This is a genomic window from Streptomyces sp. NBC_00457, assembly GCF_036014015.1.
Classification (GTDB): Bacteria; Actinomycetota; Actinomycetes; order Streptomycetales; family Streptomycetaceae; genus Streptomyces.
In genome coordinates this window covers 156,583-169,188 of sequence record NZ_CP107905.1, presented here as the reverse complement: position 1 = coordinate 169,188, position 12,606 = coordinate 156,583, and the positions used below count along the sequence as shown (strand labels likewise).

Below are 12,606 nucleotides of genomic sequence, written 5' to 3'. Positions count from 1 at the left end.
CTGCTCAGAAGTGTTCGACTGGCAGTGAGGAATGCTCATGGCGCTGAGGGTGCTCGGGCGTGCCCGGGGGGAGTTCGAGCACCCTGCGGTGTTCTGGTTCGGCGTGCTCGCGTGCACAGCGGGTGCCGCGCTGCACCTGCCGATGAACTTCGGCGCGCGACATGCAGAACCACATGTCCGGGATGCAGCCGGAAACGCCGCCGTGATCACAGAATTGGTGCTCATCGCCGTCGGACTGGTCGCGGTGCTGTACGGCGTGTTGCCCGCGCGGGGACGAGAATCAAGAAGTCGGCGCGGCGTATCCGTGTCACAGCCGTCGACGACGCCCCGATACGCGCTCAACACGTCGCGCCGCTCGTGGTCCGCGCCATCGCGATCACGATCGACGTCATGAAGCCGGCGACGCTGTCATTCGTCGCGCTGCGCTCGCGCGGTTCGGGCCTCGCGGCCAGCATGACCAAACTCGGCGAGGGTGCTGATCATCGCGACCGTCGTTGCCACGACCGTTCCCTCGATCGCGGTGACCGCGGTCGTCGGCGCGGTGCCGCTGCTCCTGGCGGCTGCCTGGTCCTGTGGATGGGACTCGCGACCAAGCGCCGCAGTCTGGAGGAGATCACCGGCGAGCTGCTGGCCACCGACGCCGCTTGGCCCGCTCACCGAAAGCCGGTAGCCGAACGCCCCGACGTCTGAGGGCGCCGGGCCGTTCCGCGTGCCGATCCGTGCCGGCGTGCTACGAGCACAACATCACCCCGGGGCTGTGAAACCGGCGCCCACCCGGCACGAGAGCCGGGCCATCAACCTGCCCACGAGCCGAAATCTCCGCTCTCAACGAAAGGGCTCATCAGCAAACTGACGGGCCCTCATGCATGATCGGGGTTAACGAACGGAGATGTTCCGGGCCGGGAATCACCGAGGGTTCGGTGACGGCATTGGGCATGTGTTCTTCCTGGAACGACGCATAGCGACCGCGCGGCGCGGTCGTCAATGGCGAATATCAAACGCATTCGCAAGGTCTGCTTCTCCGTTCCTGCCCTCGACCGGTTTTGCGAGGCTCGGCATCTTCAGGATTGCGCTGTTTCGGCGCCGGCGGCCTTAGCGACGGCAAGGCAAGAGAAGCCCCCACGCAGGTCCGGGGGCCATCCTGGTGACGGCGGGCAGGCGCTCTCACGGATACTCATCCACGGACACCGCGATTATGGGGAACCCATGGGCACTCAGCGATATGAAGTGGCAATCCTCGGGTCGGGAATCGGCGGCTCGATGCTCGCGTGCATCCTCGCCCGGCACGGAGTCTCGACTCTCCTGCTTGAGGGAGCGAGCCATCCGAGGTTCACCATCGGCGAGTCATTGATTCCGGAGACCGGCCTACGCCTGCGTATCGTCGCCAACAAATACGGCGTCCCGGAGATCGGGTGGATCGGCACGTTCCACAAGCTGCGCAAACACGTGAGCAGTAATTGCGGGGTGAAGCGCTCCTTCGGCTTCATGTATCACCGTGACGGCGAGGAGAACCGCCCCGAGGAGATCAACCAGTTCGGGACGCTGACACCGCCCGTCGGCCCTGACTCGCATCTGTTCCGCCAGGACACCGATGCCTTCCTCGCGGCGCTCTCGGTCAAGTACGGGGCGACGTTCCGCTCCCAGACGCGCATCTCCGACATCACCTTCGGGGACGACGAGGTCGAACTGCGCGCGGCCTCCGGCGAGACGTACCGCGCCAAGCTCCTGATCGACGCCTCGGGCATGCGGTCGATGGTCTCCGACCAGCTCGGCATGCGCGACGAAGTGCCGCGCTTCCGTACTGACACACGCACCATCTACACCCACATGATGGGCGTCAAGAGCGCGGATCTGCTGTTGGACCCCAAGGGTCGGCGCGGCCTGATCTCGCCGCTCGGTCAGTCCACCATGCATCACGTCTTTGACGGCGGCTGGATGTGGGTCATCCCGTTCAGCAACCACCGCGACGCCACTAACCCGCTGACCAGCGTGGGCCTGATGCTCGACCGGCGCAAGCACCCTGAGCCGCAGGGGACGCCGGAGGAGGAGTTCCGCCGGATCATCTCCGCCTACCCGACGATTGCACGGCACTTCGCCGAGGCGAACGCCGCACGGCCGTGGGTCAGGTCGGGCCGCATCCAGTACTCCTCGCCGCACCTGATCGCGCCCCGCCTGATCCAACTCCCGCACGCGGCCGCGTTCATCGACCCGCTCTACTCGAGCGGCATGTCGGTGCTCATCGCTGCGGTCGACCTGATCGCCGAGTCGCTGCTCAAAGCCGTCGAGGAGAACGACTACGCGGTCGAACGGTTCAAGTTCATGGAGGACGTGGTCAACCGCGGGTTCGACCACTACGACACGATCGTGTCAGGGTCGTACGACTCGTTCGCGAGCTACGACACCTGGAACGCGTGGAACCGCAACTGGGTGATGGGGAGCCTCCTCGGCACGTTCGGTCCGCTGTCGCTGCTGATGCGCTACCACAAGACGAAGGACCGCTCGTACCTGGAGAAGACCACCGAGCCGAGCCGCATGGGCGTGCTTGGCAGCCACCTGCCGGGCGTCGTCGACATGGCGCGGGCCTCGCGCGCAGACATGGACGCCGCGATCGCAGGCCAGATCACCCACCGGGAGGCGAGCGAGCGCATCTTCGCCCGGTTCCGCGCGATCGACTTCCTGCCGCCTTACATGGGCTTCGGCGACCCCAAGAAGACCGCCACGGCGACGTTCACGCTGATCCCCGGTGCCCGCCACGTCACGTGGTACCGGATGCACGGCGACCCGGTGTACCGGGACAACTGCACCTTCCCGCTGATGACGTACGCACGTGACGGTGCGGCCTTCGTGCTGGGCGAGGCGCGCGAAGGGTGGCGGCGCAGCTTCTCCGCCCTGCGCGACGTCTTCTTCGCCGACAACAGTGACTGGCGCCACGCCGCGCCGGCACTCGATGCGCACCGAGAGCTCGTGACGCCGGTTCCGGCGCTCGTGCCCTCCGTGGACGAACCGGCCGAGCTCGACGGCGTCGAGGCCCCCCGGAGCGCGGCCTCGCCGACCGGGATCGGCTGAGCGGGCCGTGCCGGGCGTGGACCGCGTGCGACGGAACACATTCGAGGCCTCACACCCAGCCTTATCCGACTGCGTGGTGTTCGGGCCACGTGTCCGGCTGCCCATCCGAGGAGACGCCCCGCACCTTATGACCGTTGTTTCGAGAGGAGAGCGCAGTGAGGCTGAGTAAGCGTCTTCGTCGGCTGGTGCCGGGAGTGCTGGCCTTTGTTGTCGGCGTGTCGCTGTTTTTCGGCGCAAGCAATGCGGTCACGGTGTCCGGCGGTCCGCAGACCGCCGCGCAGTACAAGTTCCAGGAACTGCCCATCGCGCTGCCGCCCGGTTACAACGACCAGCCCATGAACACGATCCGGGAGGTGAACCCGGCGTACCAGAAGATCCGTTCCTGGATCTCGGCGGTCGGGGCGAGCGTCGCTATCAACGACGTCACCGGCCACGGCCGCGCGAACGGCATGTGCATCGTAGACACCCGGACGAACTCGGTGATCGTGACGTACACGCCCACCGCGCCGGCGGCCGACCGGTTCACGCCGTTCACGCTGAACCCGGCGCCGCTGCCGTACGACAACACGATGGCGCCGACCGGCTGCGCGGCCGGCGACTTTACGGGCGACGGCCGTATCGGCTTCCTCGTGACGTACTGGGGACGGACCCCGATCCTGTTCCTGCCGAAGTCGACCGCCACGACGCCCTCGCCGAGCGCGTACGTGCGGCAGGAGCTCGTGCCCTCGCAGTCGTCCGACGGCAAGTACCACGGCCCGCGCTGGAACACCGACGCCGCTTACGTCGCGGACCTCGACGGCAGCGGGCACCCCTCGATCATCATCGGCAACTACTTCCCCGATTCGGACGTGCTGGACCCGAACGGCCTGAAGAACGTTTCGATGACCAACAGCCTCTCGTCCGGGGACAACGCCGGCGGTGACCACGTGCTGCGCTGGAACGGCGCGACCTCGGGCCCCCACCCGACCGTCGACTACGTCAAGGAGGAGGGTGCGATCCCGTTCGAGATATCGACGGGCTGGACGCTCGCGATCTCCGGGGCGGATCTCACCGGTGACGGCCTGCCGGAACCTTATATCGCCAACGACTTTGGCCACGGCCACCTCCTGTACAACGAATCGACCCCGGGCCACATCAAATTCAGCGAGGCCAAGGGCCGGCGCACGGGGACGACTCCCAAGTCGTTCGTGGTCGGAGACGGCTCCTTCAAGGGCATGGGCGTCGACTTCGCCGACTTGAACGGCGATGCCAGGTTCGACTTCTACGTCCCCAACATCAACGTCGCCTGGGGCCTGCAGGAGAGCAACCTGCTCTTCATCAACAAGGCCGCGAACGACGCCGACATGAGGCAGCAGCTCAGCAAGGGCGTCGCCCCGTTCACGCAGGAGGCCCAGCAGCACGGCCTGGCGTGGACCGGCTGGTGCTGGGACGTCAAGACGGGTGACTTCCGAAACGACGGCGAACAGGACGTGATCCAGACAACCGGCTTCATCAAAGGCACCGAGAATCGGTGGAACTGGCTGCAGGAGGCGGCCACCGAGAACGACGTCCTGCTGAGCAACCCGGCGATGTGGCCCAACTTCCAGCCCGGCGACGATGTCTCGGGCCACGAGGCCCTCGCCTTCTACGCCAAGAACTCCAGCGGCACCTACGTGAACATCAGTTCCGAGCTGGGCCTTGCGGTGCCGACCCCGACCCGCGCTGTCGCCACCGGCGACACGACCGGCACCGGCACCCTGGACTTCGCCGTGGCCCGGCAGTGGGGACCGCCGGCGTTCTACGCCAACCGGGCGCCGGAGCGCGGCAACTCGCTCGAGCTCAAGCTCTACCGTCCGTCTACCGATCCGGCCAAGGCCGGCAAGGGCCTCGCGGCCATCGGCACGCCCGCGTACGGCGCCCAGGTCAAGATCACGACGCCGCAGGGCACCCAGATCTCCCAGCTCGACGGCGGCGGCGGCCACGTCGGTTTCCGCAGCTTCGATGTCCACTTCGGGATCGGTTCGTACAGCGGCCCCGTGTCCGTCGACCTCCAGTGGCGTGACGTCGACGGAGGCCTCCACCAGCAGGCGCTGAAGCTCAAGCCCGGCGTCCACACCCTCATGCTCACCGACACCGCCCAGGAGGTTTCGAGCCGATGACCGCTGTCGCGCACCCCTCTCAGGCCGACACCGCTCCGTCGAGCGCGACGGCCAAGCCCGTAAAGCCGAAGCCTGATCCGCGGTATCTCGCGCTGCGCAACTTCGCTATGTCGATCACCGTCTTCAACGTGTTCGGCTACACCCTGCTCGGCTTCGAGCAGCCCTACCTGTGGCCGGTCTTCGCCCTGCTGACGGGCTACGCGACCGAGATCACGTTCGAATTGATCAGCGCGTGGGCGTACCAGCGGCGTCCGCGGTTCCTCGGCGGGGGAGTGCGCGGTCTGTACGAGTTCCTCCTACCGGCGCACATCACCGCCCTCGCCGTCAATATGCTGCTCTACGCCAACAACCAGATCCTGCCTGTCATCTTCGGCGTGTTCGTGGGCGTCGCAGGCAAGCACGCGTTCCAGGCGCCCATCAACGGGCGGATGCGGCACTTCATGAACCCGTCCAACTTCGGCATCACGATGGTCCTGGTCTGCTTCAGCTGGGTCAGCATTGCGCCGCCGTACCAATTCACTGAGAACGCGAACACGTTCTTCCGGGTGATGATCGCGCTCATCATCGCCACGGCCGGCACCGTCCTCAACACCATGCTCACCCGCAAGGTGCCGCTGATCGTCGGCTGGATGGGCGGCTTTGCCATCCAGGCCTTCGTGCGGCACGGCATCTGGGATGTCGCGCTGTTCTCCGCACTGGGCTCGATGACGGGCGTCGCGTTCGTCCTCTTCACCAACTACATGATCACCGACCCGGGCACGACGCCGATGTCAGGGCGCGCCCAGTTCATGTTCGGCGGCTCCGTCGCGTTCGTTTACGGGATCCTGATGGAACTCGACATCACCTACACCCTCTTCATCGCGCTCACGATCGTCTGCGCCGCCCGCGGCCTCGGCTGGTGGGGTGCCTCCTTCGTCCAGCGCCTGCGGTCCAGGCGTAAGCCCGACGCCACGACGGTGAACGGGGAGGTGCCGGCTCGGGTGCCGGAGACGACGGGGGCGATGCGGGCATGAGCGGTCACCGGATTGCCGTGGTCGGCATCGCCTGTAGATACCCCGACGCGGACTCGACCGAGCAGCTCTGGCAGAACGTCCTCGCCGGTCGGCGCGCGTTCCGCCGGCTGCCGGACGAGCGCATGAACCTCGACGACTACTACTCACCCGACCCGGCGGCGCCCGACCGTTTCTACACGCGCAAGGCCGCCGTCCTCGAGGGCTTCGAGTTCGACCGCATCCGGTACCGGGTCGCAGGCAGCACCTTCCGGTCCACGGACATGACCCACTGGCTGGCACTGGACACCGCGGCGCGCGCCCTGCAGGACGCGGGTTTCCCCGGCGCCGAAGGGCTGCCGCGGTCGGCCACCGGCGTCGTGATCGGCAACACCCTGACCGGTGAATTCAGCCGCGCCAACCTCATGCGGCTGCGCTGGCCGTACGTGCGCCGCACGGTCGGCGCCGCCCTGCGCGAGCAGGGCTGGGACGACGCCGCCCTCGGCACGTTCCTGGCCGGGCTCGAAACGCGCTACAAGAGCGCCTTCCCGCCTATCGATGAGGACACCCTGGCTGGCGGCCTCGCCAACACCATCGCGGGACGCGTCTGCAACCACTTTGACCTCCACGGCGGCGGCTTTACCGTCGACGGCGCCTGCTCCTCCTCGCTGCTCTCGGTGGCGACCGCGGCCAACGCCCTGGCGACCGGCCAGCTTGAGGTGGCCATCGCGGGCGGCGTGGACCTGAGTATCGACCCGTTCGAGGTCATCGGCTTCGCCAAGACCGGCGCCCTGGCGACCGGCGAGATGCGCGTGTACGACCGCGCCTCCAACGGGTTCTGGCCCGGCGAGGGCTGCGGCATGCTCGTGCTCATGCGCGACGAGGACGCAGTCGCGCGCGGCCTGCGCCGATACGCCACGCTCGCCGGCTGGGGCTACTCCTCCGACGGCAAGGGCGGCATCACCCGGCCCGAAGCCGCCGGACACCGGCTCGCGCTGCGGCGCGCCTACGACGCCGCCGGATACGGCATCGAGACCGTCGCCTACCTCGAGGGCCACGGCACTGGCACCGCCGTCGGCGACGCGACCGAACTGCGGGCGTTCAGCGAGGCGCGCCGCGCCGCCGACCCCGCGGCGCCGGCGGCGGCGATCAGCACCATCAAGGGGAACATCGGCCACACCAAGGCGGCTGCAGGCGTCGCCGGCCTCATCAAGGCGATCCTCGCCGTGCACCACGAGGTCATCCCGCCGGCCACCGGCCACCTCGACCCCCACCCTGAGCTGACGGGGGAGCGGCCCGCGTTGCGTGTGCCGCTCGAGCCGGAGCCGTGGCCGGTCGGCTACCCCGTCCGCTCCGGCGTCTCGTCGATGGGGTTCGGAGGCATCAACGCACACGTCGTCGTGGAGCACGCCGACCGCGCTCCCGACGCCGGGCTCGGGCCGACGGTCGAGACGCTGACGCGGTCCCGGCAGGACGTCGAGCTGCTCCTGGTCGACGCGGAGAATCTCTCGGCTCTGCGCGGTCGTGTCGCGCAGCTGGCCGAGCTGTGCGGCAGGCTCTCCTTCGCCGAACTCGGCGACCTCGCGGCCACACTCGAGCGCGAGCTGGGCGACCGTCCGCTCCGCGCCGCGATCGTGGCCGGCGATCCCGAGGAGGCAGGCCAGCGCTTCGCCACCCTGCTGACGATGCTCGACAACGGGGCCCGATCCGTCCTCGACGTCACGCGCGGCGTCTTCCTGGGCACCTCCGCGCGGCCGCCGCGGATCGGATTCCTCTTCCCCGGGCAGGGAGCAGGCCGACGCGGAGACGGCGGAGCGCTGCGGCGGCGGTTCGCCGACGTGGACGAGCTCTACCGCACCCTGCCGATGCCCTCCAGCGCCGACCTGGTCGCCACCGAGAACGCCCAGCCGAGGATCGTCACCTCGTCCGTCGCGGGCCTGCGCGTGCTGGCCAGCCTCGGCATCGAGGCCGTCACGGCCGCGGGCCACAGCCTCGGCGAGCTGACCGCACTTCACTGGGCGGGCGCGATGGACGAGGCCGGCCTGCTCCGCGCGGCTGCGGCGCGTGGCCGCATCATGGCGCAGGCGAGCGACGGCGGCGGCGCCATGGCGAGCGTCGTCGCGCCACCGGAGGCGGTCGTCCCACTTCTCATCGGCGAGCCGGTCGTGATCGCCGGTTACAACAGCCCCCGGCAGACGGTCGTCAGCGGACCGGCCGACGCCGTCAAGCGGGTCTGCGAACGCGCCGCCGGCCAGGGCTACTCGGCAACCGGGATTCCGGTCTCCCACGCGTTCCACTCACAGGCCGTCGCCCCGGCGGCCACCGCGTTCCGCGACCATCTGCGGGGCGAGTCCTTCGCACCGCTCGCCCGGACCGTGGTCTCCACGGTCACCGGCGCCGTCCTGCCGGCCGAGACCGAAGTATCCGCCCTGCTGACCCGTCAGGTTCTCGACCCGGTGCGTTTCACTGAAGCGGTCCGGGCGATGGCCGAAGAGGTCGACCTCCTCATCGAGGTCGGGCCCGGCAGGATCCTGCGAAGCCTTGCCGGAGAGATCGCACCCGGTGTGCCCGCGGTGTCGCTGGAGGCCGACAGCATGTCGCTCTCCGGACTGCTGCACGCGGTGGGCATCGCGTATGCGCTCGGCGCGCCCGTCCGCCACCATGTGCTCTTCCGCGACCGCTTCACGCGGCCGTTCCCGCTCGACAAGAAGTTGCGCTTCCTGGCCAGCCCCTGCGAATCGGCGCCGGAGAGCGATCTGCCGGGTCTCGATCTGCCAGTTCTCGCAGCACCTGACGCTGCGCAGGCTCCCGTGGCGCAGGTTCCCGACGCGCCGACAGCGGGAGACGGCGTCGACACGCTGGCCGTCCTGCGGCGACTCGCAGCTGAGCGGGCCGAGCTGCCTCTCGAGGCGGTGAGCGCGCAGAGCAACGCCATCGACGAACTCCACCTCAGCTCGATCACCGTCGGGCAGATCGTCACCCAGGCCTCCCGGGAACTCGGCCTGACGACGCCGCTGGCGACCTCGGCGTTCGCGACGTCGACGCTGGCGCAACTGGCCGAGATGCTCGATGAACTGCGCGAGACCGCGCGCGCCGGAGACGAGCACGCCACGACCGACATCACCGGCGCGGGCCCCTGGGTGCGCGCGTTCTCTGTCGATCTCGTCCCAGCCGAACCCGGGCCGGCGGTCACTGCGCCGGCCGACGGTGACTGGCAGCTGTTCGCCGCCGACAGGCACCCCCTCGCGCCGGCCCTCCACACCGCGCTGCGGCAGGCCAGGCTCGGTGGCGGGGTGCTGCTCTGCCTGCCGTACGGCTGCGACGAAAGCCACGTGCCAGTGATGCTCGCCGCCGCGCGCGGCGCCCTCTCACCCGGCGCGCCGGGACGCTTCGTCATCGTCGGCGACCGGCGGGGCGCGGCCGGTCTCGCCAAGACGCTCCACCTCGAGGCCCCCACCGTCGCCACGACCCTGGTCACCCTGCCCCTGCCGGAGCCGATGCCGGCCGAGCGTGTGGCGCAGATCGTGCCGCGCATCGTCGCCGACATCGCCGCGACCGCGGGCTTCAGCGAGACCGTGTACGACGAGGCCGGAACACGCCGCATCCCGCTGCTCCGCCCACTGCCGGCGCGGCACGGACCCGGCGGGCCGCCCGCCCTCGGCGCGCAGGACGTGCTGCTGGTGACCGGCGGCGGCAAAGGCATCACCGCCGAATGCGCGCTCGACCTGGCGCGTACCACCGGCACGGCGATCGCGCTCATGGGCCGCTCCGCCCCGGAGGCCGACCAGGAGCTCGCAGCGAACCTGGCCCGCATGACCGCCGCAGGCGTGAGTCACCGGTACGTGCGCGCCGACATCACCTCCGCGGACGAGGTCAAGTCAGCGGTCGATGAGGTCCGCCGGACGCTGGGGCCGGTGACGGCGATCCTGCACGGCGCCGGCCGCAACGTGCCACACGCGCTCGCCAACCTCGACGAGTCCTCCTTCCGGCGCACACTCGCGACGAAGATCACAGGGTTGGAAACCGTGCTCGCCGCCACGGACCCGGCCACGCTCCGGCTCCTGGTCACCTTCGGCAGCATCATCGGCCGAGCCGGACTGCGCGGTGAAGCGGACTACGCCACGGCCAACGACTGGCTCACCGACCTCACGTACCGGATCCGCGACGAGTACCCGAACTGCCGCTGCCTCGCACTGGAGTGGTCAGTCTGGTCGGGCACCGGCATGGGCGAGCGCCTCGGCGTGCTGGAGTCACTGATGCGCGAGGGCATCCGGCCGATCCCGCCCGATGAAGGCGTCGCCGTCCTCCGGCGACTGCTCGCCGACCCGCATGCGCCCACCTCGGTCGTGGTCATGGGCCGCGCCGAGAGCCTGCCCACCATCACGCTCGAGCCGCGCGAGCTGCCGCTGCTGCGCTTCGTCGACCGGCCCCGCGTGCACTATCCCGGCGTCGAGCTCGTCGTCGACGCGGACCTCTCCGCCGACGACGACCTCTACCTCGCCGACCACCTGCTCGACGGCGATCTGCTCTTCCCGGCAGTGTTCGGCATGGAGGCCATGGCCGAGGCGGCCGCTGCGCTGACCGGCCGACCCGGCCCCCCGGTGCTCGAGGATGTTGAGTTCCTCCGTCCCATCGTCGTCCCCGTCGACGGGAAAACCACGATCCGGATCGCCGCACTCGTCACCGAGGAGGGCACCGTGCAGGCGGTGATCCGCAGCGACGAGACCACCTTCCAGGCGGATCACTTCCGGGCGACCCTCCGTTTCGACGTGCCAGCACCGGACGACACGGCGCCCCCGGCGGCGCCCGCGGCGGTCCGGGTGCCGCTAGCGCCGATGGAGGATCTCTACGGCCCGGTGCTCTTCCAGGGCGACCGGTTCCAGCGGCTCCTGGGCTACCGAGACCTGGCCGCGAAGCGCTGCGTGGCCGACCTCTCCAACGCGGCGGCCAAGCCGTGGTTCGGCGGGTTCCTGCCGTCCAACCTCGTCCTCGCCGACCCGGGCACACGCGACGCGCTCATGCACGCGATCCAGTGCTGCGTGCCCGACGCGACCTTGCTGCCCGCCGCCATAGAGCGCCTCCACCTCGCCGATCCGGCCCGCATGCGCACGCTCGATCGGGTCACGCTCCACGCCGCCGAACGCTCCCGCGACGGTGACACGTACGTGTACGACCTCGACGTCCGCGACCCGGCGGGCGCGCTCGTCGAACGCTGGGAGGGACTGCGGCTCCAGGCCGTCCGCAAACAGGACGGCGCGGGACCATGGACGCCGGCGCTGCTGGGCCCGTACCTCGAGCGCCGGTCCGCAACGGTGCTGCCGACCGCGCTCCGCACGGCCGTCTGGCCGGACGGCGGCGAGGCCACCGGCGACGTGGCCGGTCGGCGCGGGAGGACCGTACGGGCGCTCGGCCTTGCGCTCGGCCGCGAGCCGTCCCTCAGCTACCGGCCGGACGGCAGGCCCGAGGCCGACGGAGGGATCGAGGTCTCCTCCTCGCACGGTGCGGGCGTGACATTCGCGGTGGCCGCGGAGCGGGTAGTCGGGTGCGACGTCGAGGAGGCCGTGGAGCGGTCGGCGCAGGAGTGGACCGACCTGCTCGGCGCGGAGGGATTCGCCCTGGCCGAACTCGTCGCCAGCGAGCGCGGCGAGGACCTGTCGATCGCCGCCACGCGCATCTGGGGCGCGCAGGAATGCCTGCGCAAGACCGGCCACGTGCGCGCCGGGTTGGTCGAGGTCTCCGAGCCGACGGCGGACCGTTGGGTCGTACTGCGCTCGGGTGCCGCCCGGATCGCGACGTTCCCCACGACGCTGCGCGGGCTCGCCCAACCTGTGGTCTTCACGATGCTGACGGAGTCGAAGGAGAGCGGTAAATGATCACGCGACCGTACTACGAATACCGGCATCTCGTCGGGTTCGAGGAGACCAACCTCGTCGGCAACGTCTACTACGTCAACTACCTGAGCTGGCAGGGGCGGTGCCGCGAGATGTTCCTGCGCGAGCACGCGCCCGACGTGCTCGACGAGATCCGCGACGATCTCAAGCTGTTCACTCTCAAGTGCGAATGCGAGTACCTGGCGGAGATCACCGCATTCGACGAACTGTCGATCCGGATGCGCCTGGAGGACCTCACGCAGACCCAGATCGGGTTCGCCTTCGACTACGTGCGACTGCGCGACGGGCTCGAGGACCTGGTCGCGCGGGGGCGGCAGCGGATCGCGTGCATGCGCGGCCCCAACACCGACACCCGTCCGGCCAAGGTGCCCGCCTCGCTGCGCAAGGCACTGGAGCCCTACAGCGCGGCCGCTCCCGCACCCCGGCCGCTCGTGCTCGCCGACGTCGTGAACAGTGACTGACGCCATGGCCCACTCCGACCAAGCGTCCGTCACGGGACTCGCGACATCTGGCGAACGAGTT

General features: G+C 69.5%; 7 protein-coding genes. All 7 read left to right on the top strand.

Features of this window, described 5'->3' with window-relative positions; genetic code table 11:
- Positions 1-37 precede the first annotated feature (37 nt).
- The 7 genes from OG828_RS00860 to OG828_RS00830 all read left to right on the top strand — a co-directional run bounded on the left by OG828_RS00860 (position 38) and on the right by OG828_RS00830 (position 12,545).
- Positions 38-394 (top strand): hypothetical protein, encoded by a 357-nt coding sequence (locus OG828_RS00860; RefSeq protein ID WP_328499728.1) that lies wholly within the window; start codon positions 38-40, stop codon positions 392-394.
- Positions 391-690: a hypothetical protein gene (locus OG828_RS00855; RefSeq protein WP_328499727.1), complete on the top strand. Its 300-nt coding sequence runs from the start codon at positions 391-393 to the stop codon at positions 688-690. Before OG828_RS00860 ends, OG828_RS00855 begins: the two co-directional genes overlap by 4 nt.
- Before the next feature lie 516 nt (positions 691-1,206).
- On the top strand, positions 1,207-3,066 hold the full coding sequence (locus OG828_RS00850; RefSeq protein ID WP_328499726.1) for an NAD(P)/FAD-dependent oxidoreductase: 1,860 nt from the start codon (positions 1,207-1,209) through the stop codon (positions 3,064-3,066).
- 155 nt (positions 3,067-3,221) lie between these two features.
- A complete protein-coding gene (locus OG828_RS00845; RefSeq protein ID WP_328499725.1) occupies positions 3,222-5,204 on the top strand; it encodes a CRTAC1 family protein in 1,983 nt (660 codons plus the stop codon).
- Positions 5,201-6,217: an enediyne biosynthesis protein gene (locus OG828_RS00840; protein ID WP_328499724.1), complete on the top strand. Its 1,017-nt coding sequence runs from the start codon at positions 5,201-5,203 to the stop codon at positions 6,215-6,217. Before OG828_RS00845 ends, OG828_RS00840 begins: the two co-directional genes overlap by 4 nt.
- A complete protein-coding gene (locus OG828_RS00835; RefSeq protein ID WP_328499723.1) occupies positions 6,214-12,066 on the top strand; it encodes a type I polyketide synthase in 5,853 nt (1,950 codons plus the stop codon). Before OG828_RS00840 ends, OG828_RS00835 begins: the two co-directional genes overlap by 4 nt.
- Positions 12,063-12,545: an acyl-CoA thioesterase gene (locus OG828_RS00830; RefSeq protein WP_328499722.1), complete on the top strand. Its 483-nt coding sequence runs from the start codon at positions 12,063-12,065 to the stop codon at positions 12,543-12,545. The genes OG828_RS00835 and OG828_RS00830 overlap by 4 nt, the downstream gene beginning before the upstream one ends.
- Positions 12,546-12,606: the final 61 nt, after the last annotated feature.

Coding starts and splice junctions, on each gene's coding strand:
- OG828_RS00860 (WP_328499728.1), top strand. CDS start 38: ATGGCGCTGAGGGTGCTCGGGCGTGCCCGGGGGGAGTTCGAGCACCCT.
- OG828_RS00855 (WP_328499727.1), top strand. CDS start 391: ATGAAGCCGGCGACGCTGTCATTCGTCGCGCTGCGCTCGCGCGGTTCG.
- OG828_RS00850 (WP_328499726.1), top strand. CDS start 1,207: ATGGGCACTCAGCGATATGAAGTGGCAATCCTCGGGTCGGGAATCGGC.
- OG828_RS00840 (WP_328499724.1), top strand. CDS start 5,201: ATGACCGCTGTCGCGCACCCCTCTCAGGCCGACACCGCTCCGTCGAGC.
- OG828_RS00835 (WP_328499723.1), top strand. CDS start 6,214: ATGAGCGGTCACCGGATTGCCGTGGTCGGCATCGCCTGTAGATACCCC.
- OG828_RS00830 (WP_328499722.1), top strand. CDS start 12,063: ATGATCACGCGACCGTACTACGAATACCGGCATCTCGTCGGGTTCGAG.